Origin of the sequence: Rhodococcus sp. 14C212, assembly GCF_011058195.1 — a bacterium.
Lineage (GTDB): Bacteria > Actinomycetota > Actinomycetes > Mycobacteriales > Mycobacteriaceae > Rhodococcus > Rhodococcus aetherivorans.
On the sequence record NZ_JAALEH010000083.1, the window covers coordinates 1 to 26060 of the forward strand.

Genomic DNA, 26060 nt, shown 5'->3' on the forward strand with positions numbered 1-26060 from the left:
GGGTGGTGTCGTAGCATCCCGCGTACGACGAGGCGAGCCGCGGATCGGGCATGGCCGGCAGCAGCCGGTCCAGCTTCGCGATGGCGGTTTCCACGAAGGGGTCGTCGGCGCGATTGACGTAGTCGTCCGGGTCGGCCCACTCCGGAGTGGAGTGGTCGCTGTTGCCCACCAGCAGGTCCCCGTTGGGCTCGCGCCGGATGTACTGCAGGTTCACCAGGTCGGAGAAGGTGGGGATGTCCGGGGTGGGTTCGCCCTGGTCGACCAGCAGGAGTTGTTCCCGCTGGGCCCGGATCGGGATGTCCACCCCGGCGGTCGCGCCGAGCGCCGGCGACCACACGCCGGTCGCGAGCACGACGGTGCCCGCGTGGATCTCGGAGCCGTCCGCGAGACGCACACCGTATACCTCGCCGCCGTCGCGCTGCAGGAGCGAGGTGACGGTGGTGCTCTGGCGCACTCGCACGCCGAGGCCGCGGGCGCGGGTGCCGTAGGCCATTCCGGTCATGTAGGCGTCGCCGTGGCCGCCAAGGGGTTCGTACGCGAAGGCCGCGAAGGAGTCGAGGGCGATTCCGGGCAGCAGCCGGCGAACCTCGTCGGCGTCGATCGTCTCGACGGGCACACCGAGGGAGCGGTGCATCTCGACGTTGGCGGCGAGCGGGGCGGTGTTGTCGGGTCCGACGCCGACGACGTATCCAGTCTGCCGGAAGCCGATGTCGGTGCCGAAGATCTGCTCGGCCGCGGAGAAGACCTGCACGCCGTGCCAGGCCATCGCCGCCAGTGACGGAACGCCGTAGTGGCAGCGGACGATGCCGCTGGACTTGCCGGTCATGCCGGAACACAGGGTCCCGCGTTCCAGGACGAGAACGTCGGTTTCGCCGCGTTCGGCGAGGCACCAGGCCGCAGCCAGGCCCTCGAGTCCGCCGCCGACGATGACGATGTTCGCGGTTTCGGTCATCGTGCTTCCTCACAACTCGCAACAGGGGGTGGTTTCGTGTTGAGAAACAGTGTTGCACGAAATGAAACAGGTTTGCCCGCCCCCGTGTGACAACGACGTAAAACCTGCTGGGCGGCAACGTTCCATCGCCGACGCCGGTAGCCTCGTCCGCATGACCCCCGCCGTCCGCCCGGTCACCAGACGGGACATACCGGTCTTCGCCCGCACCCTCGCCGACGCGTTCTTCGACGATCCGGTGATGATGTGGATGTGGCCCGACGACGAGCGCCGGCGCCGAGGTCTGCCCCGCATGTTCGCCGCGGAGGCGCGCCACCACCTGCTGGCGCACGGCGGACTCGAGATCGCCGAGGGTCCGGACGGTGCCACCGGGGGCGCGACCATGTGGGCGCCGCCGGGCCGATGGAAGGTCACCGGCTGGCGGTCGGTGCTGTTCACCGCGGGGATGATCCACGCGCTCGGCGGCCGCGCCCGCGTCGGCGCCGGGGTCGACGGCGCACTCGAGGATGCGCATCCGGCCGAGCCGCACTGGTACCTCTCCGCCATCGGGACCGGAAATGCCACGCGCGGAGGGGGATTCGGGAAGGCGCTGTTGCGGTCCCGGCTGGACCGCTGTGACGCCGAAGGCGTGCCCGCCTACCTCGAATCGAGCAAGGAGAAGAACATCTCCTACTACGAGCGGTTCGGCTTCCGGGTCACCGGCGAGATCGCCGTCCCGAACGGCGGTCCCACCCTGTGGAAGATGTGGCGCGAGCCCGTGACGCGGTGACCCGGCGAGCCGTCCCGCCGAGCTGTTGATATGCAAGCAATCGCTTGCATATACTCGTCGTTCGTGGGAGATCTCTCGATGGTCGACCTGGGCCGGTTCGGGGCTTCCGGATGAGCACGCCGGCCGAGAGTCCGAACGCCGTGGACGGTCACGGCCGCAAGACCGGCGAGTGGGCGGAGCCCGACCCGCACGGCGGGGTGATGGTGGGCAACTACGTCGACGGTGAGCGCCACGGGACGTGGCGGCACTACTTCGCGGGCGGGGCGTTGCGTTCCGAGGGTGGTTATGACCGCGGCGTCCTGCACGGCCCCTGGACCTGGTACCGCGCCACCGGCGGCCTGCTGCAGCGCGGCGGGTTCGCCCGCGGTGAGAAGCACGGCCACTGGGAGCGCTGGACCACGGCGGGAACGCTCGTCGACAGCGGAAACTGGGAGCACGGCAGGAAGACCGGCGAGTGGACCTACTACGACACCGACGGGAGCATCAGGAAGACGACCACCCACCGGCCGAGGCCGCCGCGCGGGTGACCGAACGAGGGGGAGCGGTGACATCGACCTTCGACCGGGATCGAGCCCTGCTGATACGGCTGTGGCGCTCATGGGCCGAACGGGCACGGGAATTGAGCGACGAGCAGTGGACGGCCCCGACCCGGCTGCGGGGCTGGACCGTTCGGGACCTCTACGTCCACGTCACACCCGACGCCCTGATCGCCCTGCTCGCCGACCCCGCGCCCGACGGCACGGCGAAGGTCACCAGCGCCGCGGAGATGCTCCGCATCTTCAACGCCGACCCGGTCGCCGCCGAACCGATGCACCGACGGATCGCGGAGATGGTTCGCCGCGCCGCCACCGACGTCGGCCGGGAGACGCTCGTCGAGCGATTCGCCGTCGAACTGCCGCAGGCGTTCGATCGCCTGACCGGCCTCGGCCGTGAGACCGTCGTCCCACATCCTCTGCTGGGCTCGGTGACGCTCGGTGCACTCCTCGACCTGGCCATCCTCGAAACGACCGTCCACCTGCTCGACGTCGTCGACACGGTCGGCGGACCGCCGCCCGAATCGGAGGCACTCGAACGCACCCGCAACGTGCTCGCCGCCGTCCCGGATGCGCGGGACTTCATCGAGGCCGCATCGGGCCGGTCGGGCGCGCGGATAATGCCGGTGATGCGATGAGGCAACCGCGCATGTGACGCGGCACGGCTCCCGCGGTGGCACTGCGATGCCGTCCCCGCCCGGTGGCCACCCCTGAGGGCGGCCACGCTGCGCAGCCCCTGGACGGACGTGTCTCCGGTCAACGGCGTCCGGTCAGTGCGAGTGCGCCGAGGCCGAGTGCGGCGCTGAGAAGCATGGCCAGGGCCATGGGGACGGCTGTGTCCTCGCCCGCGATCCCCACGAGTGGGGCCACGAGGGCCGCGAGGAGGAACTGCAGGGCGCCGAGGAGCGCGGAGCCGGTGCCGGCGGCGTGACGGACCTGCTCCAGAGCGCTGGTCGCGGCGTTCGCGATCACCAGGCCGAGACTCGAGACCGCGAACCACAGCACCACGACCGTGGCCGGGAGTGCCGGGCCGAGCAGGGCGTTGACCAGCAGCAACGCGGACAGTGCGGTCAGGAGGACCAGGCCGACGGTCAACAGGCGGTGCGCGGTCGTGTGTTCCAGCAGGCGGGTGTTGACGACGTTGCCCAGGGTGATGCCGGCGGCGTTGAGGGCGAACACGACGGTGAACCACCCGGTGGACAGGCCGTGGATGTTCTGCAGCACGAACGGTGAGGCGGAGATGTAGGCGAACAGCACGCCGAACGCGAACGTGTGGGCGAGCAGATATCCGACGTAGCGACGGTCGCATGTCCAATTCGGGGGAGGCCGCGGAGAACGGGGTGGAGCGCCTGGCAGACAGCGTCCGGACCCTGGTGTGGACGCTGCAGCGCTTCGGGGAGCGGGAAGCGGGACTGATGGGATTGCCCCAGTCCGAGATCGAAGTCCTGCGGCGTTGTCCGACCGTCCCGGTGCGACCGTCTCCGATCTCGCCCGCGTGCTCGGACTGCAGAGCAGCAACGTCAGCGCGACGGTGCGCAGCCTGGTCCAGCGGGGACTGGTGGCCCGCACGTCCAACCCCCGCGACGGACGGTCCCATCACCTGCACCGGACGCCCCTGGCGGAACGCAACGGCCACCTGATCCGCCGGATGTGGATTACCGGTGTGGAGCGCCTGCTGTCCGAGATGGAGCCGGACGACGCGGCCGCCCTCGTCGCCGTCGCCCCGCTGCTCGAGCGCCTGGCCGCGCTGTCCGCAGACCACCCGCTCGTGGGCTGATCGCTCGCGCCCGCGCGGAGCGCCGGCGGCGCATCCCGACCGGGCCGTGTCGGCTCCCCGGCGACGCCTCCGGCGAGCACTACCCTCGGGCACCATGACCGCATTCGACGACCTCGACGACTATCTCGCTCTCCCGCGCGTCACCGCGCTCGCGCTGTCGCCGGACGGGACCCGCGTCGTGATCGCCCAGTCCACCCTGGACGAGGAGGGGACCGGGTATGTCGGGGCGCTGTGGGAGGTCGACCCGCAGGGGCACGCGCCCGCCCGGCGGCTCACGTGGGGTGCGAAGGGCGAGTCGAATCCCGTTTTCACAGCCGCCGGCGATCTGCTGTTCACCGCCGCCCGGGCCGACGGGACGGACGGCGGCGACGCCCCCGCCGCGCTGTGGCGGCTGCCCGCCACCGGCGGCGAGGCGCAGCCGGTGGTCTCCCGCAAGGGAGGGGTGCGCGGCGTGCGGGCGGCCGAGGCAGCGGACCGGATCGTGGTGACGGCGGACGTGCTCGGCCGCACCGACGGCGACGACGAACGGATCCGGGACGCCCGCACGAAGCGCAAGGTGTCCGCCGTGCTGCACAGCGGATACCCGGTGCGACACTGGGATCACGACCTCGGACCGGGCGAACCGCACCTGCTCGCCCTCGCGGACGGCCCGCACGCGCCCCTGTCGGACCTGACCCCCGGGCCCGGAGGCGCCCTGCGTGAGGCGTCCCTCGACCTTGCCGCCGACGGCAGCTTCGTCGTCACCACCTGGTCGGTGCCCGGGCCGCTCGGGTCCCGCCGCACCACCCTGGTGCGCATCGACACCGACACCGGACTGCGCACGGTCCTCGTCGACGACGAGACCGCCGACGTGTTCGCCCCCGCGATCGCGCCGGACGGCACCCGGGTGGCGTTCCTGCACGAAACGCACTCCGACCCCGAGACGGCGCCGCGAATCACTCTGCGGCTGTTCGACCTTCGCTCGGGTGAGACGACGCAGCTGGTACCCGGGTGGGACCGGTGGCCGACGGCGGTGGTCTGGCGGCCCGACTCCGGGGCCCTGCTCGTGACCGCCGACGAACACGGCCGCGCCCCGATCTTCCAGGTGGCGCTGTGGGCCGACATCCCCACGCCGTTGACCACCGACGCCGCCGCCTACACGGACCTGCGCGTCGCGCCCGACGGAACGTGCGTCTACGCCCTGCGCGCCGCCTACGACGCACCGCCGCACCCGGTGCGGATCGCGCTCGACGGCTCCGGCACCGTCACCGCGCTGCGCGCCCCCGCGGAGCTGCCCGGCCTGCCCGGCCGCCTCACGGAGATCACCGCCGCCGCTGCCGACGGCACCCCGCTGCGGGCCTGGCTGGCCCTGCCGGCCGCCGCCGATCCGGACGCACCCGCGCCGCTGCTGCTGTGGATCCACGGCGGCCCGCTCGGCTCCTGGAACACCTGGTCGTGGCGGTGGAATCCGTGGCTGCTCGTCGCCCGCGGCTATGCCGTGCTGCTCCCGGACCCCGCGCTGTCCTCCGGTTACGGGCAGGACTTCGTCCAACGCGGGTGGGGCCGCTGGGGCAAGGAGCCCTACACCGACCTGATGTCCCTGACCGATGCGGCGATCGAGCTACCCGAGATCGACGCCGAGCGCACCGCCGCGATGGGTGGATCCTTCGGCGGCTACATGGCCAACTGGATCGCCGGGCACACCGACCGGTTCCACGCGATCGTCACCCACGCGAGCCTGTGGGCCCTGGACCAGTTCGGGCCCACCACGGACTCGGCCTGGTACTGGGCCCGGGAGATGACCCCCGAGATGGCGGTGGAGAACTCGCCGCACCTGTACGTCGCCGACATCGTCACCCCCATGCTGGTGATCCACGGCGACAAGGACTATCGCGTGCCGATCGGGGAGGGGCTGCGGTTGTGGTACGAGCTGCTGTCCGAGTCGGGAGTGCCCGCCGCCGCCGACGGCTCCACCGTGCACCGCTTCCTCTACTTCCCCGACGAGAACCACTGGGTGCTCAGCCCCCAGCACGCGAAGATCTGGTACGAGGTGGTCGAGGCGTTCCTCTCGGAGCATGTGCTCGCGCGGCCCCGGGAACTGCCCGAGGTGCTCGGCTGACTGTGAGGATCGCGTCGGTGCGCGGCTCGGGATTCGAGCAGCGCCTCCGCCCGGGCGACGCTCACCCGCCCAGCGTCCGCACCCGCTCCAGCACCGGGGCGAAGGCCTCGAGGTACGGCCCGTGGACGGTGTAGTAGGTGAAGCCGTAGCGGTCGCGGTTGCGCAGGACCTGATCGGCCATCCGTTCCACCGTGCCGATCAGCGCGAACGGCGTGTCCAGCAGCTCCTCGACGCTCATCATCGGGCCGTAGCGCTCGAGCAGTGCCCGCGCCGCGCGCTCGCGGTCGTCGGTCACCACGACCGCCTGGACCAGCACCTGCCACTCGAGGCGGTCCCCGCGGGCGCCGGCGCGCTCGCGGGCGAACCGCACGCGCTCGTCGGCCTCGTCGGCCGTCGCGATGCGCAGCACCCCGGGTGCCTGTCCGGGCACCTGCACGGCACCGGCCACCCCCACGATGTCGGCGCGCTCGGCCGCCAGCTGCAGCACCCGATCCCCGGTGCCGCCGATCAGCAGCGGGGGACCGGTGCCGCCGAACCCGCGCCGCTGGACCGGCTGCAGCGGTGCCAGGCCCATGCCGGCGCGCAGCTCGGCCTGCTGCGGGTACCCGCCCTCCGCGAAGCGGCGCCCCAGGCCGTCGATCAGGGTCTCGAGCCGATCGACGCGGCGCCCGATCGGCTCCCAGCCGATGCCGGCCTCGTCGAATTCCCACTTCATGTGCCCGGCGCCGAGGCCGAGCTCGAGCCGGCCGCCGGTGAGGAGATCGGTGGTCGCGACATCGCGGGCCAACAGCTCCGAATTCCAGAACGGAGCGTTGAGGACGAGCGTGCCCACCCGCAGCCGCTCGGTCGCCTGCGCCGCGGCGACGAGCGTGGGAAACGGCGCGGGGACCCCCAGGTGGTCCGCGGCGAACAGCGTGTCGTACCCGAGGGCCTCGACGCGGCGGCACCGGCCGGCGAACGCGCCGGCCGACTCCAGGGCGAAGACGTTCGTGGCGAAGCGGAACTCGTTCACGTCTGTCACGGTGCCGTACCCGGGATCCGCAGTCCAGCAGGCCCGCTCCGGGTGCGTGGGGCGTGTGCAGGCGGTTTGCCTTCGCTGACTACGATTGCGGGGTGACCAGTGCGCCAGAGAACCACGAGAACCCCGCCGACGCCCTCCCCAAGAGCTGGGACCCCAGCGCCGTAGAGGACGAGCTGTACCAGGGCTGGGTGGACGCCGGTTACTTCGTCGCCGATCCGTCCAGCGACAAGCCCGGCTACTCGATCGTGCTGCCGCCGCCGAACGTCACCGGCAGCCTGCACATGGGGCACGCCCTCGACCACACCCTCATGGACGCGCTGTCGCGCCGCAAACGCATGCAGGGCTACGAGGTGCTCTGGCTGCCCGGCATGGACCACGCCGGCATCGCCACCCAGACCGTCGTCGAGAAGCAGCTCGCGGTGGACGGGAAGGCCAAGGAGGACTTCGGCCGCGAACTGTTCGTCGACAAGGTCTGGGACTGGAAGCGCGAGTCCGGCGGCACCATCCAGGGCCAGATGCGCCGCATCGGCGACGGCGTCGACTGGTCCCGCGACCGGTTCACCATGGACGAGGGCCTCTCCCGGGCCGTGCAGACGATGTTCAAGCGGCTCTACGACGACGGACTGATCTACCGGGCCGAGCGACTGGTGAACTGGTCGCCCGTCCTGCAGACCGCGATCTCCGACATCGAGGTCAAGTTCGAGGAGGTCGAGGGCGAACTCGTATCGCTGCGTTACGGCTCCCTCGACGACGACGAGCCGCACGTGATCGTCGCCACCACCCGTGTGGAGACGATGCTGGGCGACACGGCCGTCGCGGTGCACCCGGACGACGAGCGCTACAAGCACCTGGTCGGCACCACCCTCGAGCACCCCCTCACCGGCCGTCGGATCCCCGTGATCGCCGACGAGTACGTCGACCCCGAATTCGGCACCGGCGCAGTGAAGATCACGCCCGCGCACGACCCCAACGACTTCGAGATGGGCCTGCGGCACAACCTGCCGATGCCCACCATCATGGACAAGGCCGGCAAGATCGCCGACACCGGAACGCAATTCGACGGCATGGACCGGTTCGAGGCGCGGGTCGAGGTGCGCGAGGCGCTGGCCGAGCAGGGGCGGGTCGTCGCCGAGAAGCGTCCCTACCTGCACAGCGTCGGTCACTCCGAGCGCAGCGGCGAGACCATCGAGCCCCGGCTGTCGATGCAGTGGTGGGTCAAGGTCGATGCGCTCGCCGAGGCGGCGGGCGACGCGGTCCGTAACGGCCACACCGTGATTCACCCGGCCAGCCAGGAGCCGCGCTGGTTCGCCTGGGTCGACAACATGCACGACTGGTGCATCTCGCGGCAGTTGTGGTGGGGGCACCGCATCCCGATCTGGTACGGCCCCGACGGCGAGGTCGAGTGCTTCGGTCCGGACCAGACCGCCCCCGAGGGCTGGGAGCAGGACCCCGACGTGCTCGACACCTGGTTCTCCTCGGGCCTGTGGCCGTTCTCCACGATGGGCTGGCCCGACAAGACGCCGGATCTCGAAAAATTCTATCCCACAAGCGTTCTCGTCACCGGTTACGACATCCTGTTCTTCTGGGTGGCCCGGATGATGATGTTCGGCCTGTACGTCGCGAACGACGAGGCGATCACCGCCGGCGGGAAGTCCGGCGTCCAGGTGCCGTTCAAGGACCTGTTCCTGCACGGCCTCGTGCGCGACCAGTACGGCAAGAAGATGTCCAAGTCGCGCGGCAACGGCATCGATCCGCTGGACTGGGTGGAGCGGTACGGCGCCGACGCACTGCGCTTCACCCTCGCCCGGGGCGCCAACCCGGGTAGCGACCTGGCCGTGGGCGAGGACCACGCGCAGTCCTCCCGCAACTTCGCCAACAAGCTGTTCAACGCGACCAAGTTCGCCCTGATGAACGGCGCCGTCGTCACCGAGCTGCCGGCGCGCGCTGCGCTCACCGACGCGGACCGGTGGATCCTCGACCGGCTCGAGCAGGTCCGCGCCGAGGTCGACGAGGCGTTCGAACGGTTCGAGTTCTCCAAGGCGTGCGAAGCGCTCTACCACTTCGCGTGGGACGAGGTGTGCGACTGGTACCTCGAGCTCGCCAAGGTGCAGCTCGCCGACGGCAGCGAGTACGCGGAGGGGACCAAGGCGGTCCTCGGCAACGTCCTCGACCAGCTGCTGCGCCTGCTGCACCCGGTGATCCCGTTCGTCACCGAAACCCTCTGGAAGGTGCTCACCGGCGGCGAGTCCGTGGTCGTCGCGTCGTGGCCGGGCACCAGCGGGGTCGCGGCCGACGCCGACTCCGCGCGCCGCGTCGAGGATCTGCAGAAGCTCGTCACCGAGGTCCGCCGCTTCCGCAGCGACCAGGGCCTCAAGCCGTCGCAGAAGGTCGCCGCGCGGCTCACCGAGATCGACGCCGCCGACCTGGCCGCCCAGGTGCCGGCCGTGCGGTCGCTGGCGCGACTGACCGAGCCGGCGGACGGGTTCGCCGCCACCGCCTCCATCGAGGTGCGCCTGTCCCGCGCCACCGTCACCGTCGAGCTGGACACCTCCGGCACCGTCGACGTGGCGGCCGAGCGTGCCCGCCTGGGCAAGGACCTCGCGGTTGCCGAGAAGGAGCTCGCGGGCACGTCCGGCAAGCTCGCGAACGAGGCGTTCCTCGCCAAGGCACCCGCGGCGGTCGTGGAGAAGATCACCACCCGCAAGCAGATCGCGGAGGAGGAGATCGCCCGGATCACCGCCCGCCTCCAGGAGCTGGGGCCGGCGTGAGCGAGGACCGGTCCGCGGCGACGCCGGCGCAGCCTTCGCCGGTCGACCTGGCCGAGCTGACCCTGGTCGAGGCCGAACTCGACAAACGCTGGCCCGAAACCAAGATCGAGCCGTCGCTCACCCGGATCGCGGCGCTGATGGATCTGCTCGGCTCCCCGCAGCGCAGCTATCCCGCCATTCAGATCGCCGGCACCAACGGCAAGACGTCGGTGAGCCGGATGATCGACGCCCTGCTGACCCGGTTGCACCGGCGGACCGGCCGCACCACGAGCCCGCACCTGCAGCTGGCCACGGAGCGGATCAGCATCGACGGGGCGCCGGTCTCGCCGCGCACCTACGTCGACACCTACCGCGAACTCGAACCGTACGTCGCGATGATCGACGTGCAGTCGCAGGCTGCGGGCGGCCCGGCGATGAGCAAGTTCGAGGTGACCACGGCGATGGCATTCGCCGCGTTCGCCGAGGCTCCCGTCGACGTCGCCGTCGTCGAGGTGGGACTCGGTGGCACCTGGGACGCCACCAACGTCGTCGACGCGCAGGTCGCGGTGATCACCCCGATCGGACTCGACCACACCGAGTACCTCGGCCCCGACCTCCCGACGATTGCGGGGGAGAAGGCCGGGATCATCAAGAAGGCTCCCGACGACGGGCTCGTGCCCCGCGACACCGTCGCCGTCCTGGCTCAGCAGGAGCCCGAGGTGATGGAGGTGCTGCTGCGCCGGGCCGTCGAGGCGGATGCCGCCGTGGCGCGCGAGGGTTCCGAGTTCAGGGTCCTGGCCCGGCGCATCGCCGTGGGGGGTCAGCAGCTCGAGCTGCAGGGCCTGGGCGGGGTGTACACCGACATCTTCCTGCCGCTGCACGGCGAGCACCAGGCCCGCAACGCCGCGCTCGCGCTCGCCGCCGTGGAGGCGTTCTTCGGGGCCGGCGCCGACCGGCAGCTCGACGGCGACGCGGTGCGTGCGGCGTTCGCGTCGGTGCTCAACCCGGGCCGGCTCGAACGGGTGCGCAGCGCCCCCACGGTCTTCCTCGACGCCGCCCACAACCCCCACGGAGCGAAGGCACTCGCCGCGGCCCTGGCCGACGAGTTCGACTTCCGCAAGCTGGTCGGAGTGGTGTCGGTGATGGCCGACAAGGATGTGCCCGGTCTGCTCGACGCGCTCGAGCCGGTGTTCGACGAGATCGTCGTCACCCACAACGGCTCGCCGCGGGCCATGGACGTCGACGAGCTCGCCGACCTGGCCGTGGCCCGGTTCGGCGACGAACGCGTGGTGGTCGCGCAGACACTGCCCGACGCCCTCGAGACGGCCATCGCCATCGCCGAGGAGGTCGCCGAGCCGGGTGAGGCAGTATCGGGGGCGGGCGTCGTGGTCACCGGTTCGGTGGTGACCGCCGGCGCCGCCCGCACTCTCTTCGGAAAGGACCCCGCGTGAGCGAGGCAGCTGACAACACCGGCGAATCGCCGGCCCGGGACTCCGCCGTCCGGCCCCCGGCGAAGGACCCATGGAAGGGACTGCGCGGCGTCATGGCCGGCACGCTCGTCCTCGAGGCCATCGTGGTCCTGCTCGTGCTGCCGGTCGTCGCGGTCATCGGTGGGGGGCTGACGTGGTTCTCGGGCGGCTACATCGTGCTCCTCGCCGTCGCGATGATCGCGGGCGCCGGGCTGCAGGGCCGGCCGTGGGCGCTCTGGTACAACCTCGCGCTGCAGGTGCTGACCCTGCTGGGCTTCGTGGTGGACCTGTCGCTCGGCATCGTCGGCGTGCTCTTCAGCGTGGTCTGGGGCTACATCCTGTACCTGCGCAAGGACATGAAGGACCGCGAGGCACGGGGTCTGCTGCCGGGGCAGCGGGGCTGACCACTACGCTGTGCGCGTGACTGAGCGGACCCTGGTACTGATCAAGCCCGACGGCGTGGCCCGTCGTCATGTCGGAGAGATCCTCTCGCGCATCGAGCGCAAGGGACTCGACATCGTGGCACTCGAGCTGCGCACCGCCACCGAGGAGGTGGCCGCCGCCCACTACGCCGAGCACGAGGGCAAACCCTTCTACCCCGGCCTGATCGAGTTCATCACGTCGCGTCCGCTGGTCGCGGCCGTGCTCGAGGGCCCCCGCGCCATCGCCGCGTTCCGTCAGCTCGCGGGCGGCACCGATCCGGTGGAGAAGGCCGTCCCCGGCTCCATCCGCGGTGATCTCGGGCTCGACGCCGGGGAGAACCTGGTGCACGGCTCCGACTCGGTGGAGTCCGCCGAGCGCGAGATCGCCCTCTGGTTCCCTGCCCTCGCCGGGTCCTGATCCGTATCGACTGCCCCGCCGCGGCGCCCTCCGGGGCGCCGTTGGCGTATCAACAGACCTCTGTGTGGGATACTGAGGTAGGTCGCCCCGCTTCGAGTGTTGCGGAACGACCGAACGACATCACGGATCGATGCCCGACATCGCTGTGACCGGGGACGCAGGAGACACCTCGCTCGGTTGCACGCTGGATGCACCGGCGCTCGATCCGCGATCCAGCCAGGCACCGCTCGGCCGTGCAGTGAAAACGGGCACCGGACGACCGCGCGATGCGAGACCGCACATCTCGCGCCTACCGGTGCGAGCACACACAGACAGCGCCCTCGCGTGGCCGCGTCACATCGCTCGAGACGAGGATGGACGCGCCCGGGGGCCCGAGGAGACCTACGTGGCCGAACAAGCGCCGCCGAACGACAATTCCAACGAAGAGGGCACCGTGGTGCTGCCGCCGAAGATGCGCGTGCACGCCCTTGCCAAACTGCTCGGCCTGACGAGCAAACAGGTCATGGCCAAGGCCGCCGACCTCGGCACCGAGCTGCGCAGTGCCCACTCGAGTCTGCAGCGCGACCTCGCCGAACAGATCCGCGCCGCGCTCGGCGCGCCGGCCGAGGCCGGACCGGTGCCCGCCGCGGAAGCCACACCGGAACCGGTGGGTGAGGCGCCCGAGGTGCCCGCCGGAGAAGCCGTCGTCGCGGAGACCGCCGAGGTCCCCACGGAGGAGCCGGCCGCCGCGGAGGCCGCCGCGGTCCAGGACACCACCGCTCAGGAACCCGCCGCGGAGTCCGTCGAGGCACCCGCGGCCCCGGCCCTGTTCACCGGCGTGGAGCAGGAGGCCCCGGTGTTCGCCGCGCCGGAGCCGAGCACCGCCGAGCCCGTCGTCAGCGCGCCGCTGTTCCTGCAGCCGGAGGTCACCGCTCCCGCCGAGGCCGCGCCCCGTCGACGCCGCGCCCGGCGCCCGGCCGAGGCACCCGAGCCCGCCGTCGCCGAGGAGGTCACCGAGGAGACCGCCGCGGCGGAGGAACCGGCCGAGGAGACCGCCGAGGAGGAGGAGCCGCGTCGGCGCCGTCGTGGCCGCCGCGGCCGTGGCCGTGGCCGCGGCGAACAGCCCGAGACGCAGGACGAGACCACCGTCGAGGAGGGGACTGCTGCGGCGGAGGCCGAGGTACCGGCGGCGGAGGCCGAGAAGCCGGCGGAGGTCGAGGAGCCGGCGGAGGTCGAGGAGCCGGCGACGGCGGAAGCCGCGACCGCCGAGCAGGCCGAGGCCGAGGAGGCCGAGGCCGAGGAGGAGTCCGCGGAAGGTCCCTCGCGTCGCCGTCGCCGCCGTCGTCGCCGCAAGGGCAGCGCGGACGGCGCCGAGACCGTCGCCGAGGACGACTCCGTCCCCACCGTCGTCCACGAGCGCGAGCCGCGGCCCAAGGCCCGCGCCGCCAAGGACGAGGTGCAGGGCATCACCGGTTCCACCCGGCTCGAGGCCAAGCGCCAGCGCCGTCGCGACGGCCGGGACGCGGGCCGCCGTCGGCCCCCGATCCTCACCGAGTCGGAGTTCCTCGCCCGTCGCGAGTCCGTCGACCGCGTCATGGTGGTGCGCGAGAGGACCGGTGACGGTGCGCACCCCGGGAACATCACGCAGGTCGCGGTCCTCGAGGACGGCGTCCTGGTCGAGCACTTCGTGACCAGCGCCGGATCCGGTTCGATGGTCGGCAACGTCTTCCTCGGCCGTGTCCAGAACGTGCTTCCCTCGATGGAGGCGGCGTTCATCGACATCGGCAGGGGCCGCAACGGCGTCCTCTACGCCGGCGAGGTCAACTGGGAGGCCGCCGGGCTCGGCGGCAACTCCCGCAAGATCGAGCAGGCCCTCAAGCCGGGTGACCGCGTGCTCGTGCAGGTCAGCAAGGACCCGGTCGGGCACAAGGGCGCCCGCCTCACCACGCAGATCAGCCTCGCCGGGCGGTTCCTGGTGTACGTGCCGGGCGGCTCGTCGACCGGCATCAGCCGCAAGCTGCCCGACACCGAGCGCAAGCGGCTCAAGGAGATCCTGCGTGAGATCGTCCCGGCCGAGGCCGGCGTGATCATCCGCACCGCGGCGGAGGGTGTGAGCGAAGACGAGCTCGCCCGCGACGTGAAGCGCCTGCAGACGCAGTGGGCTTCCATCGAGGAGCAGGCCGCCAAGCTCGAGTCCGACGGCTCGGGACAGCCGAAGACCCTCTACGAAGAGCCCGACCTGCTGGTCAAGGTGATTCGCGACCTGTTCAACGAGGACTTCTCCAAACTCGTCATCGAGGGCGAGAACGCCTGGAACACCGTCGAGAGTTACATCCGCACCGTCGCGCCGGACATGGTGCCCCGCGTGGAGCGGCACGATCCCGGATCGGGCGGACGCGACGTGTTCGCCGCCCACCGCATCGACGAGCAGCTCGCCAAGGCGCTCGACCGTAAGGTGTGGCTGCCGTCCGGTGGCACGCTCGTCATCGATCGCACCGAGGCGATGACCGTCGTCGACGTCAACACCGGCAAGTTCACCGGCGCCGGCGGCAACCTCGAAGAGACCGTCACCCGTAACAACCTCGAGGCGGCCGAGGAGATCGTGCGGCAGATGCGGCTGCGCGACATCGGCGGCATGATCGTCGTCGACTTCATCGACATGGTGCTCGAGTCGAACCGCGACCTGGTGCTGCGACGCCTCACCGAGGCGCTCGGGCGGGACCGCACCCGTCACCAGGTCTCCGAGGTGACCTCGCTGGGGCTCGTGCAGATGACGCGCAAGCGGCTCGGCACAGGGCTGGTGGAGGCCTTCTCCACCACGTGCGAGCACTGCCACGGCCGCGGCATCGTCGTGCACAGCGAACCCGTCGAGGCCGGCGCGGCCGAGGACGGTGGGCGGCCCGCCCGCGCCGAGAGCGGCTCGCGGCGCCGCCGGGGCCGCGACCGCGGTGCCCAGCCGGAGGCGGCGACGGCCGAGACGGCTGCGCCCCAGCCGGTACCCGAGGTCGCGACGGTGGACGCGACCGTCAAGCGTGCCCACCCGGTGGCCCTGGCGATGGCCGCGCACCACGGGAACCACGACGAGCATCCGGCGGAAACCGGCGCCGAGCAGGCGCAGGCAGCGCCGGTGGAGACGCCGGCCGCGCAGACCCGGCCGGCCGAGACCGCACCGGCCCAGCCCGCCGAAACGCGCGAGGCACGGCCGGCCGAAGCGCCGGTGGCCGAGAAGCCGGCCGAAGCGCCGGTGGCCGAGAAGCCGGCCGAAGCGCAGGCTGCCGAGAAGCCGGCCGAAGCGCAGGCTGCCGAGCCGACGGCCCGTCGCCGTCGCCGGGTCTCACGGGCCGCCGCGGCCCCGACGGGCGACGGCACCGGCGCCGGCACCGTCTTCGTGGTGCCCACACCGGCCCCCACACCGGAGCCCGCGGCGGTGGCCACCGCGCCGGTCCCGGACGGGGAGAACGCCGAGCCGGTGGTCGTTCGACGGCCGCGTCGTCGCCGGGCCGCGGGCCGGCCCGCGGGCCCGCCGGTCGAAGCACAGGCATGAGGTCCGACCGGGCCCGACTCCGTGCGGGCCCGGTTTGACCCTGGCAGTCACCTTCCCGTAATCTTGGTCAGTCGCTACTCGGCGATACGGCCCTGCTGCGCCCGATGCGGGAAGGTGGCGGGCCCCGAGTCAGCAACCACACCAGACCAGTCGCGTTGCACACCGTGGCGCGAGCACGTTCGAACTAGCAAGGGGTAGCCGTCCGATGGCAACGTACGCGATCGTCAAGACCGGCGGTAAGCAGTACAAGGTCGCTGAGGGCGATCTCGTCAAGGTCGAGAAGATCGAGGGTGAGCCCGGCACTGCTGTCTCGCTTGCTCCGGTCCTCGTCGTCGACGGAGCCGAGCTGACCACCGACGCCGACAAGCTGGCGAAGGTCACGGTCACCGGCGAGATCGTCGAGCACACCAAGGGCCCGAAGATCCGCATCCACAAGTTCAAGAACAAGACCGGCTACCACAAGCGCCAGGGCCACCGTCAGAAGCTGACGGTCCTGAAGGTCACCGGCATCAAGTAATTCGGGCTTCCGCTTCAAACCCCAGGAGGGTTCGTCATGGCACACAAGAAGGGCGCATCCAGCTCCCGCAACGGTCGCGATTCGAACGCCCAGCGTCTCGGCGTCAAGCGCTTCGGCGGCCAGGCCGTCAACGCCGGTGAGATCCTGGTGCGCCAGCGCGGCACCCACTTCCACCCCGGCGTGAACGTCGGCCGTGGCGGCGACGACACGCTGTTCGCCCTCGCTGCCGGTGCCGTCGAGTTCGGCACCAAGCGTGGTCGCAAGACGGTCAACATCGTTCCGGTCGCGGCAGACGCCTGATCTGCCGTCCGAATCGGACACCGCGGAGGTTCCCTTCGCACATACTCCCAGTAGGGGCGGACCAGGGTCGCACACCCGGGTCCGCCCCTACTGTTTTCGGGGCGACCGGTAGCGGTCGTTCCGGCACAACCCCGGTAGTCCCGGCCCAGTCGGGCTACCGGTCGACACAACAGTTCCACCATTCGACGGAGGTCCACCCATGTCCCGCTTCATCGACCGGGTGGTGCTGCACGTCACCGCCGGCAAGGGTGGCAACGGCTGCGCCTCCGTCCATCGCGAGAAGTTCAAGCCGCTCGGAGGCCCCGACGGCGGCAACGGCGGCAACGGCGGCAACGTCGTGCTCGAGGTGGACGAGGGTGTCCACACCCTCCTCGACTTCCACTTCCACCAGCACGCGAAGGCCACGAACGGCACGCAGGGCGCCGGCAGCAACCGCGACGGCGCCAACGGCGGCGACCTCGTGCTCAAGGTGCCCGACGGCACCGTCGTGCTCGACAAGGACGGCCGGATCCTGGCCGACATGGTCGGCGCCGGCACCCGCTTCGTCGCCGCCCACGGCGGCCGCGGCGGCCTCGGCAACGCGGCCCTGGCGTCGAAGGCCCGCAAGGCCCCCGGCTTCGCCCTGCTCGGCGAGGAGGGGGAGGAGCGCGATCTCGTCCTCGAACTCAAGTCCGTCGCCGACGTCGGGCTGGTCGGGTTCCCGTCCGCCGGCAAGTCCTCCCTGGTGTCGGTGCTGTCCGCGGCCAAGCCGAAGATCGCCGACTACCCGTTCACCACACTCGTCCCCAACCTCGGGGTCGTGCAGTCGGGCGACACCACGTTCACCGTCGCCGACGTGCCGGGCCTGATCCCCGGCGCCAGCCAGGGCCGCGGTCTCGGCCTGGACTTCCTGCGTCACCTCGAGCGCTGCGCCGTGCTCGCGCACGTCGTCGACTGCGCGACGCTCGAGCCGGGGCGCGATCCCGTCTCCGACATCGACGCACTCGAGGCCGAGCTGGCCGCGTACCAGCCGGCGTTGTCCGGCGACAGCAGCCTGGGCGACCTCGCCGATCGTCCCCGCATCGTCATCCTCAACAAGGTCGACGTGCCGGACGCCGCCGAACTCGCCGATTTCGTCACCGCCGAGCTCGAGGAGCGGGGCTGGCCGGTGTTCCGGATCTCCGCCGTCAGCCGGGAAGGGCTGCGTCCGCTGACCTTCGCGCTGGCGCGGATGGTGGAGGAGTACCGGCAGGCGCATCCGCCGGCCGCGCCGCGGCGGCCGGTCATCCGGCCCGTCGCCGTCGACGAGACCGGCTTCAGCGTCGTCGCCGACCCCGAGACGCCGGGCGGCTTCATCGTGCGCGGCACCCGGCCCGAGCGCTGGGTGCGTCAGACGGCGTTCGACAACGACGAGGCCGTCGGCTACCTCGCGGATCGGCTCGCCCGCCTCGGTGTCGAGGACGAACTCGTCAAGCAGGGCGCCGAACCGGGTGCCTCCGTCACCATCGGCGACGTCTCGTTCGAGTGGGAGCCGCAGACCCAGGCCGGCGTGGACGTCGTACCCACCGGCCGCGGCACCGACGCCCGGCTCGACCAGGTCGATCGGGTCGGCGCCGCCGAACGTCGCCACGCCAAGCGGGTCCGCCGCGGCCTCGCGACCGACGACGACGAGTTCTGACCGCCGCCCAACGAGCCCAGAAGCAGGAGATCGTGAGCGATACCCGGGAGGCCGTCGCCGGCGCGCGCCGCGTCGTGGTGAAGATCGGCTCGTCCGCCATCACCAGCCTGGTCGGCGGCCTCGACCGGGACCGTCTCGACGGCCTGGTCGACGCGCTCGAAGAGCGCATGCGCTCCGGCTCGGACGTGGTGGTGGTGTCCTCCGGCGCGGTCGGCGCCGGCCTGGCCCCGCTGGGCCTGACCATCCGGCCCCGCGACCTGGCCACCAAGCAGGCCGCGGCCAGCGTCGGACAGCTTGCCCTGGCCCACGCATGGGGCACCTCCTTCGCGCGGTACGGCCGCACCGTCGGGCAGGTGCTGCTCACGGCCGACGACATCGCGCGGCGCACCCAGCACCGCAATGCCCAGCGCACCCTCGACCGGCTGCGCGCGTTGCACGCCGTGCCCGTGGTCAACGAGAACGACACCGTCGCGACCACCGAGCTGCGGTTCGGCGACAACGATCGTCTCGCCGCGCTCGTCGCGCACCTCGTCGGCGCCGACGCGCTGATCCTGCTCTCCGACGTCGACGGCCTCTACGACGGTGATCCCCGTAAGGGCGACGCCCACCTCATCGCGGAGGTGACGAGCCCGGAGGACCTCGACGGCGTCGTCGCCGGGTCCGGGGGCTCCCTCGGCACGGGCGGGATGGCGTCGAAGCTGTCCGCCGCGCGGCTGGCCGCGGATTCGGGTGTGCCGGTGCTGCTCACCGCCGCGTCGCAGGCCGACCGCGCCCTCGGTGCCGCGGACGTGGGTACCGCGTTCGCGGCGCGGCCCGACCGGATGTCGGCGCGGCGGTTCTGGGTGCGGCACGCCGCCGACACCCACGGCACCCTGCACCTGGACGCGGGCGCGGTACGGGCGGTGGTGGAACGGCGCCGCTCGCTGCTCGCGGCGGGCATCACGGGAATGAGCGGGCGCTTCCACGGTGGGGACGTGGTGGCGCTGGTCGGTCCGGACGGCCGCACGGTGGGGCGCGGCGTGGTGGCCTACGACGCCGCCGAGCTGGACTGGATGATCGGCTTCTCCACGCGGCAGCTGCCGGCGGACCTGCAGCGGCCGGTGGTGCACGCGGACGATCTCGTGACGCTGTAGGCGCGGGCGGTCACCGGCCGGACGTGGCCGCCGGTGTCGCGCTGAGCAGGGCCGTGAGCACCTCCGAGCAGCCCGCGTCGACCTTCACGGTGGCGAGGGGATCGCCGCGGGTGACACCACGGTTGACCACGGCCACGGGCATGCGGCGCTTGGCGGCGTGCCGCACGAACCGCAGTCCGGACATCACCGTCAGAGAGCTGCCGACCACGAGCAGGGCCTCCGCCGCCTCGACGAGGGCGAAGGCGCGGTCGACGCGCTCGCGTGGCACCGATTCACCGAAGTAGACGATGTCCGGTTTGAGCATTCCTCCGCACCGCTCGCAGTCCACCATTCGGAAGCTGCCGGTGTCGTCGACGACCGCGTCGGCGTCGGGCGCCACCTCGAGACCGCTCGTCCCCCGAACCCGTTCGAGGAAGCCCGGATTGGCGGCGGTGAGCCGCTCGGCGAGGGTGAAGCGCGAGATCCGGTGGTCGCACGCCAGGCAGCGCACCTGCGCGTAGCAGCCGTGCAGGTCGATCACCCGCCGGCTGCCGGCCTTGGTGTGCAGCAGGTCCACGTTCTGGGTCAGGACGCCGAGGACGGTGCCGCGGCGTTCGAGCGCGGCGAGGGCGCGGTGCCCGGCGTTCGGCCGTGCGGAGTCCATGTGCCGCCACCCGACATGGTTGCGCGCCCAGTAGCGGCGGCGGAACTCCGGATCCCCGACGAACTGCTGGTAGGTCATCGGGTTGCGGGGTGGCGCGCCGGGGCTGCGGTAGTCCGGGATGCCGGAGTCGGTGGAGATGCCCGCGCCGGTGAGCACGCACAACCGCCGGCCGTCGAGCAGGTGGTGCAGCGGTTCGATCACCCCGTCCAGGGTAGCGGCGGGTCAGTACCCGGCGCTCGGGTCGACGACCGCGGCGAGATCGAGGCCGGCCGCGAAGCGCGTGACGTTCTCGGTCACGTGCTCGGCGAACGCGGGGATGCGCAGTGCCGGGGGATTGGAGTCGTGCGGCGTGATCATGGCGTTGCGCAGCGACCACAGCGGGTGCCCGTCCGGCAGCGGTTCGGGATCCGTGACGTCCAGACCGGCGCCCGCGATGACGCGGCGGCTCAGGGCGTCCACCAGCGCGTCGGTGTCGACGAGGCTGCCGCGGGCAACGTTGATCACCCAGGCGGTGGGCTTCATCGCGGCCAGCTCGTCGGCGCCCACCAGTTGCTCGGTCTCGGCCGTGGCCGGGGCGGCGATCACGAAATGGTCTGCGCGGGGCCATACTTCGTCGATCCGTGCGACGGGGACGGTCTCCACGGCGCCGGGGACGGGGCGGCCGCTGCGGGTGACCGCGAGCGCCTGGGCGCCGAGCGAACCGAGCATGGGGATCAGGGCCCGGCCGATGCCCCCCGCCCCGATGATCCCGACGGTGGCGCCGCGCAGGGTGCCCAGCTGAGGATAGAACACGTTCGGCGTCCACGACGTGGCCGCCAGGTGGTCGGGGAGCGCCCGCACGCCGGCGAGCAGCAGCATGAGCGCGTGTTCGGCGACCGTCGCGGCGAACGCCCCGGCGGCCGACGTCCACGTCACCTGGGGGTGCGCGCGGATGACGCCGGCGTCGAGCCAGTCCTCCACGCCGGCGGCGGGCAACTGAACCCACCGCACCGACGCCGGCAGCACCGCGGGGAACTCGTCCGGTCCGGCGGTCCAGACCACGGCGTCGGGGCGGTCGTCGAACCCGCACACGCGACCGCCGCCGGCCCCGATCGCCCGGTCGAACACGATGTCCGGGGCGGGGCCGACGGCGATGCGCGGCTGTCGCTCGTAGGTCATGGCTCCGACTCTAGGCGCGAACGCCCGGCCGGTCACTCGCTGCGGGCTCTCAGACGACCTCGACGAGGGGGTACACGCCGTTCTCGTCGTGGACCTCCCGGCCGGTGACCGGCGGGTTGAACACGCAGAACATGCGCATCCGGGTGTCCGGCTCGACGCGGTGCCGCTCATGGCCGTTCAGCAGGTACATCGTGCCGGGCGCGAGCGGGTACACCGTGCCGGTCTCGAGGTCGGTGAGGGTGCCGGTGCCCTCGATGAGCCACACCGCCTCGATGTGGTTCGCGTAGTGGAACTCGTTGACGGTGCCGGCCTCGATCGTGGTCTCGTGGAACGAGAACCCGACCTTGTCGCCGCCGAGCACGATGCGCTTGCTGCGCCAGTTGCCGTTGTCCGACGTGATGTCGCGCTCGGTGCCGGTGATTTCCTCGGTGGTACGGACGATCATACGTAAGTCCTTCTGAAGCGTGTCTTTTCGTACGGGGTTCGACGGCGGTCGGGACTCAGGCCCGGACCACCGAGGTGGCCTCGCACAGGATGTTCAGACCGTGCTCGAGCTCGTCGTCGCCGATCGTCAGCGGCGGAAGCAGCTTGACGACCTCGTCGGAGGGGCCGGAGGTCTCCGCGAGCAGGCCTTGCTCGAACGCGAGGGCGCACACCTTCTGTGCGTCGTTCGGCTCGTCGAACACCAGGCCCTGAACCATGCCGCGACCGCGGGTGGAGACGCCGTCGAACATGTCGGACAGGTTCATGAAGGTCTGCCGGATCCGCTCGCCCTTGCGCAACGTCTCGCGCTCGAGGCGGTCGTCGGCCCAGTAGTGCTGCAGCGCCTTCGCCGCGGTGACGAACGCCGGGTTGTTGCCGCGGAACGTGCCGTTGTGCTCGCCCGGGCCCCACACGTCGAGGTCGCGCTTGAACAGCGTGAGCGCCAGCGGCAGGCCGTACCCGCCGATCGACTTCGACAGGGTCACGATGTCCGGGGTGATCCCCGCGACCTCGAACGAGAAGAACGGGCCGGTGCGGCCGCAGCCCATCTGCACGTCGTCGACGATGAGCAGGATGTCGCGCTCGGCGCACAGATCGGCGAGGGCACGGAGCCATTCGGGGCGGGCGACGTTCACGCCGCCCTCGCCCTGCACGGTCTCCACGATGACCGCCGCCGGGCGGTTCAGGCCGCTGCCGGAGTCGTCGAGCACGCGGGAGAACCAGTGGAAGTCCTCGGTGACACCGTCGAAGTAGTTGTCGAACGGCATCGGGGTGGCGTGCACCAGCGGCACGCCGGCCCCGGCCCGCTTCATCGAGTTGCCCGTCACCGACAGCGCACCCAGGGTCATCCCGTGGAATGCGTTGGTGAAGTTGATGATCGACTCGCGGCCGGTGACCTTGCGGGCGAGCTTGAGCGCCGACTCGACCGCGTTGGTGCCCGTCGGGCCGGGGAACTGGACCTTGTAGTCGAGGCCGCGCGGGGCCAGGATGTGGCTCTCGAACGTCTCGAGCAGCTCCCGCTTGGCGACGGTGGACATGTCGAGGCCGTGGGTGATGCCGTCACCCATGATGTAGTCCACGAGCGCGGTCTTCAGGACCGGGTTGTTGTGCCCGTAGTTGAGGGCTCCCGCGCCGGCGAAGAAGTCGAGGTAGTCCTTGCCGTTCTCGTCGCGGAGCCACGATCCGGACGCCGTGTCGAACACGGCCGGCCAGCCGCGGCTGTAGCTGCGCACCTCGGATTCGAGGTAATCGAAAACGCTGTGCTTGGCGGGGGTTTCGGGGTGCTCCAGGATGGTCATTCCTCGTCCTCCTGCGGCGAATTCGCTTTCGCCGGTCGTGTATTCATTCGCCGATCGTGTAGAGATCCTCGGCCATGTGTGAATCGGGAAAATCCGAAGGGGTGAACAATTCGCTCCGGGTGATGCGCAGTCCGCGTCGCCGGGCGAGCGCCGTGAACAGCGCGATGGACGCTTCGTTGTCCGGGCTGACGGTCGTCTCGAGCCGGTTCACGCCGGCGTCGGCGAGCCGGTCCCACAGGCTGTCGAGCATCCGGCCCGCGATGCCGCGGCCACGTTGGGCCTGGTCGACGGCCACCTGCCAGACGAACAGCGTGTTCGGTGACTCGGGACGGCGGTAGCCGCTGACGAAACCCACCGCCTCGTCGTCACCCGCGGTGGCGACGACCGAGGTCGCCGCGAAATCGCGGCACCACAGCACGTATGCATAACTGGAATTGACGTCGAGCACTTTCGAGTCGCGCGCGATCTGCCACATGCGAATTCCGTCGGAAATACGCGGTGTGCGGAAATTCGGCTCGGTCGGCGCGCTCGCCGTTTCGGCGGGCACACGGGGCGGGGTACTTCTCTGCGTCACAGGCGTCATAAGCGGTCTCGAACCTAACAACTTCGTGGGCGGGATTCACCCGCCTTGTCGGGATCCGTCGCCGAGTACCCCGCCTCCGCGCAGGTGAGACACCCATGTGAGAAGGGTCACTTCGTGTAGCGCCCGGGCCGAGCGCGGCGATTATTTCGGGCTCGCCAGAGCCAGCGGCAGCACCGCGGAGGCCCCGGCCCGGATCAGGGTCCGTGCCGCCATCGTCATCGTCCAGCCGGTGTCGGTGACCGCGTCGACGAGCAGGATCGGTCCCCGGGTTTCGCGGAGGTCGGGGCTCTCCCACGCGTCCACGAGGCCGGCGATCCGGTACGCCGAGTTCGCTGCCGTCACCGGGGGCCGGCCGGGCCGGGCACGCAGCACGCCGAGATCCTCGAGCCGGCCGAGCTGCGCCAGCCGCGCCGCCAGGGAACCGACCAGGCGAGGATGGGTCGCCGACTCCACGGCCATCACCGCGGTCGGGCGGTGCGACCAGTCCCAGGCCTTGAGCACCTCCACGGCGGCCTGCACCACCGCGTCGGGCACCGGCGCGTCGGGGCCGTCCAGCAGCGCCCGCAGCCGAGGTCCCCACCCGAGGTCCGACAGCCGGCCGAGTACCCGGCCCGGCTCGGGCCCGTCGGTGATCTTCCCGGACAGTGCCACGCCGAGCTTGGCCATTCCCGTCGGCCACTGCCGCCGCGGCGGCAGGTCCACCCCCGGCCGGTCCAGCCGGGCCCGCACCCGGCCCAGCTCGGCGTCGTCGACGTCCGCCGGCCACCGCGCCCCGCAGCAGTTGTCGCACCGCCCGCAGCCCGGGGTGTCGGGCGTCAGGTCGGGATCGTCGAGCTGGGTGCGCAGGAACACCATCCGGCACCGGGTGGTCCGCTCGTACTCGAGCATCGCCTCCTGCTCGGCCTCGCGGGCCCGCTCGAGCTTCGCGTACCGGGCGGCGTCGTACTCCCAGGGCACACCGGTGGCGATCCAGCCACCCTTCACCCGGCGTACCGCACCGTCCACGTCGAGCACCTTGAGCACCATCTCCAGCCGGGACCGGTTGAGGTCGACCAACGGCTCGAGGGCCTGCGTGGACTGCGGCCGCTCCGGCTCGAGCACCTCGATCACCCGCCGCACCACGTCCTCCCCCGGGAAGGCCACCGACGCGAACCAGCTCCAGATCTGCCGGTCCTCGGGTCCTGGAAGCAGGATCACCTCCGCCCGCTCGGTCGCACGGCCCGCGCGACCGACCTGCTGGTAGTAGGAGATGGGTGAGGACGGCGCTCCCAGGTGCACCACGAACCCGAGGTCCGGCTTGTCGAACCCCATGCCCAGGGCGGAGGTGGCGATCAGCGCCTTGACCCGGTTGGCGAGCAGGTCCGCCTCCAGCTGCTCCCGCTCGGCCGGATCCGACTGCCCGGTGTACGCCGCGACGGTGTGACCGTGCTCGGAGAGCAGCGCGGCCAGGTCGTGCGCGGCCGACACGGTGAGGGTGTAGACGATTCCGGAACCGGGCAGCTCGTCGAGGTGCTGGGCGAGCCACGCCGCCCGGCGCGCGGGCTCGTCGATCCGCAGCACGGACAGGTGCAGCGACGGCCGGTCCAGGCCGCCGCGCAGCACCAGGGTCTCGCCCGTGCCCTCCCCGACGCCGAGTTGCGCGGCCACGTCCGCAACGACCCGGTCGTTCGCCGTCGCGGTGGTCGCGAGGACCGGGATGCCCTCGCCGATTTCGGTGACGAGGGTGCGGATGCGCCGGTAGTCCGGCCGGAAGTCGTGTCCCCAGTCCGAGACGCAGTGCGCCTCGTCGACCACCACCAGTCCGGCGTCGCGGGCGAGCGCCGGCAGCACCCGGTCGCGGAAGTCCGGGTTGTTGAGCCGCTCCGGGCTGACGAGCAGGACGTCCACCACGCCGTCGGCGACCTGCCGGTGGATCTCCTCCCATTCGGTGACGTTGCCGGAATTGATCGTGGCCGCGCGGACGCCCGCGCGCTGCGCCGACTCGACCTGATTGCGCATCAGGGCCAGCAGCGGGGAGACGATCACGGTCGGTCCGTGCCCGTGGGCGCGGAGCAGCTTGGCGGAGATGAAGTAGACGGCCGACTTGCCCCAGCCCGTGCGCTGCACGACCAGCGCTCGCCGGCGATGCACCACCAGCGCCTCGATGGCGCTCCACTGGTCCTCGCGCAACCGGGCGCCGGGTCCCGCGAGGTCGCGGAGCAGTCGTTCGGCTTCGTCGCGCAGATCCGTGGTGGCGGTGCTCATGGGACCCATCGTGCCGGACGAGGACGACACCGTCGCGCCGCCGTGAGGGGCGCCCGCGCCGGCCGTGGCGTTCGCTTCGGGGACGAACGTGCCGTGTTGCGCGACGAACGGGGTCGTTCCATCGGCGAACGACCCGTCGGTCCCGTCGGGCCGCCGCCTTCCGGGCCGGTGGCTGCGCGGCACGCCGCGCGCGCCGGGGTCGTCGGCGCCACGGTCGCACCGACCCGGGACCGCTGCGCTGGTTGCGACGAAATTCCTGCGAGGCAGCAGCTTTCGAGAGCGGTGGAGACGGCGGGTCGGTCGGTGGGGGTCGGGGGT

Annotated in this window: 23 protein-coding genes; 14 read left to right on the forward strand and 9 right to left on the reverse strand. The window is 71.5% G+C overall.

The window, feature by feature from the left end:
* Nucleotides 1–952: FAD-dependent oxidoreductase (locus G6038_RS24520; protein ID WP_165040623.1), on the reverse strand; the 952-nt coding region annotated here is incomplete at its 3' end.
* 151 nt (nt 953–1103) lie between these two features.
* Here G6038_RS24520 and G6038_RS24525 point away from each other — a divergent pair.
* The 3 genes from G6038_RS24525 (at nt 1104) to G6038_RS24535 (ending at nt 2889) form a co-directional block, all read left to right on the forward strand.
* Nucleotides 1104–1718: a GNAT family N-acetyltransferase gene (locus tag G6038_RS24525; RefSeq protein ID WP_165040625.1), complete on the forward strand. Its 615-nt coding sequence runs from the start codon at nt 1104–1106 to the stop codon at nt 1716–1718.
* A gap of 110 nt (nt 1719–1828) precedes the next feature.
* Nucleotides 1829–2245: a hypothetical protein gene (locus G6038_RS24530; protein WP_072635044.1), complete on the forward strand. Its 417-nt coding sequence runs from the start codon at nt 1829–1831 to the stop codon at nt 2243–2245.
* 17 nt (nt 2246–2262) lie between these two features.
* Nucleotides 2263–2889 (forward strand): maleylpyruvate isomerase N-terminal domain-containing protein, encoded by a 627-nt coding sequence (locus tag G6038_RS24535; protein WP_165040626.1) that lies wholly within the window; start codon nt 2263–2265, stop codon nt 2887–2889.
* A gap of 118 nt (nt 2890–3007) precedes the next feature.
* Here the strand turns inward: G6038_RS24535 and G6038_RS32180 are convergent, their stop codons facing one another.
* Nucleotides 3008–3820, reverse strand: coding sequence for an MFS transporter (locus G6038_RS32180; protein ID WP_346772911.1), 813 nt, complete (start codon nt 3818–3820; stop codon nt 3008–3010).
* On the opposite strand from G6038_RS32180, the gene G6038_RS24545 reads away from it, so the two are divergent.
* Together G6038_RS24545 and G6038_RS24550 are read left to right on the forward strand one after the other, a co-directional pair.
* Complete coding sequence (locus tag G6038_RS24545; RefSeq protein ID WP_240918710.1) at nt 3705–4028, forward strand: MarR family transcriptional regulator; 324 nt, start codon at nt 3705–3707, stop codon at nt 4026–4028. The two genes, G6038_RS32180 and G6038_RS24545, sit on opposite strands and share 116 nt — an antisense overlap.
* A gap of 94 nt (nt 4029–4122) precedes the next feature.
* Complete coding sequence (locus G6038_RS24550) at nt 4123–6126, forward strand: S9 family peptidase (protein ID WP_165040628.1); 2004 nt, start codon at nt 4123–4125, stop codon at nt 6124–6126.
* A 61-nt stretch (nt 6127–6187) separates the two neighbouring features.
* Here G6038_RS24550 and G6038_RS24555 read toward each other — a convergent pair whose 3' ends face one another.
* Nucleotides 6188–7138: a TIGR03621 family F420-dependent LLM class oxidoreductase gene (locus G6038_RS24555; RefSeq protein WP_165040630.1), complete on the reverse strand. Its 951-nt coding sequence runs from the start codon at nt 7136–7138 to the stop codon at nt 6188–6190.
* 101 nt (nt 7139–7239) lie between these two features.
* Here G6038_RS24555 and G6038_RS24560 point away from each other — a divergent pair, with 101 nt between their 5' ends.
* From G6038_RS24560 to proB, 9 genes are all read left to right on the forward strand, one after another.
* Nucleotides 7240–9915, forward strand: a complete 2676-nt coding sequence (locus tag G6038_RS24560; protein ID WP_165040640.1) for a valine--tRNA ligase — start codon at nt 7240–7242, stop codon at nt 9913–9915.
* Nucleotides 9912–11345, forward strand: a complete 1434-nt coding sequence (locus tag G6038_RS24565; RefSeq protein ID WP_165040642.1) for a folylpolyglutamate synthase/dihydrofolate synthase family protein — start codon at nt 9912–9914, stop codon at nt 11343–11345. Before G6038_RS24560 ends, G6038_RS24565 begins: the two co-directional genes overlap by 4 nt.
* Nucleotides 11342–11767, forward strand: a complete 426-nt coding sequence (locus G6038_RS24570) for a DUF4233 domain-containing protein (protein ID WP_165040648.1) — start codon at nt 11342–11344, stop codon at nt 11765–11767. Before G6038_RS24565 ends, G6038_RS24570 begins: the two co-directional genes overlap by 4 nt.
* A gap of 16 nt (nt 11768–11783) precedes the next feature.
* Complete coding sequence (ndk, locus tag G6038_RS24575; RefSeq protein ID WP_006937234.1) at nt 11784–12203, forward strand: nucleoside-diphosphate kinase; 420 nt, start codon at nt 11784–11786, stop codon at nt 12201–12203.
* 385 nt (nt 12204–12588) lie between these two features.
* Nucleotides 12589–15726: a translation initiation factor IF-2 N-terminal domain-containing protein gene (locus G6038_RS24580; protein ID WP_165040649.1), complete on the forward strand. Its 3138-nt coding sequence runs from the start codon at nt 12589–12591 to the stop codon at nt 15724–15726.
* A 205-nt stretch (nt 15727–15931) separates the two neighbouring features.
* A complete protein-coding gene (gene rplU, locus G6038_RS24585; protein ID WP_006937230.1) occupies nt 15932–16243 on the forward strand; it encodes a 50S ribosomal protein L21 in 312 nt (103 codons plus the stop codon).
* Nucleotides 16244–16279: 36 nt separating this feature from the next.
* On the forward strand, nt 16280–16543 hold the full coding sequence (gene rpmA, locus G6038_RS24590) for a 50S ribosomal protein L27 (RefSeq protein ID WP_006937229.1): 264 nt from the start codon (nt 16280–16282) through the stop codon (nt 16541–16543).
* Between the two features lie 199 nt (nt 16544–16742).
* Nucleotides 16743–18200, forward strand: coding sequence for a GTPase ObgE (gene obgE / locus G6038_RS24595; protein WP_100058654.1), 1458 nt, complete (start codon nt 16743–16745; stop codon nt 18198–18200).
* 32 nt (nt 18201–18232) lie between these two features.
* Nucleotides 18233–19333, forward strand: a complete 1101-nt coding sequence (gene proB / locus G6038_RS24600; RefSeq protein ID WP_165040650.1) for a glutamate 5-kinase — start codon at nt 18233–18235, stop codon at nt 19331–19333.
* Nucleotides 19334–19343: 10 nt separating this feature from the next.
* On the opposite strand, the gene G6038_RS24605 is transcribed toward proB, so the two are convergent.
* The 6 genes from G6038_RS24605 to G6038_RS24630 form a co-directional block, all read right to left on the reverse strand.
* On the reverse strand, nt 19344–20177 hold the full coding sequence (locus G6038_RS24605) for an NAD-dependent protein deacetylase (protein WP_165040651.1): 834 nt from the start codon (nt 20175–20177) through the stop codon (nt 19344–19346).
* Nucleotides 20178–20198: 21 nt separating this feature from the next.
* Nucleotides 20199–21134 carry a D-isomer specific 2-hydroxyacid dehydrogenase family protein gene (locus tag G6038_RS24610; protein WP_165040652.1) on the reverse strand — a complete coding sequence of 312 codons (936 nt, stop codon included), beginning with the start codon at nt 21132–21134 and terminating at the stop codon, nt 20199–20201.
* A 49-nt stretch (nt 21135–21183) separates the two neighbouring features.
* Nucleotides 21184–21579 (reverse strand): ectoine synthase, encoded by a 396-nt coding sequence (locus tag G6038_RS24615; RefSeq protein ID WP_006937217.1) that lies wholly within the window; start codon nt 21577–21579, stop codon nt 21184–21186.
* 55 nt (nt 21580–21634) lie between these two features.
* A complete protein-coding gene (ectB, locus tag G6038_RS24620; protein ID WP_165040653.1) occupies nt 21635–22915 on the reverse strand; it encodes a diaminobutyrate--2-oxoglutarate transaminase in 1281 nt (426 codons plus the stop codon).
* Between the two features lie 43 nt (nt 22916–22958).
* The gene (ectA, locus tag G6038_RS24625; RefSeq protein ID WP_165040654.1) at nt 22959–23390 is read right to left on the reverse strand and encodes a diaminobutyrate acetyltransferase; all 432 of its coding nucleotides are present in this window, start codon (nt 23388–23390) and stop codon (nt 22959–22961) included.
* A gap of 249 nt (nt 23391–23639) precedes the next feature.
* Nucleotides 23640–25742, reverse strand: a complete 2103-nt coding sequence (locus G6038_RS24630) for a RecQ family ATP-dependent DNA helicase (protein WP_165040655.1) — start codon at nt 25740–25742, stop codon at nt 23640–23642.
* Nucleotides 25743–26060: the final 318 nt, after the last annotated feature.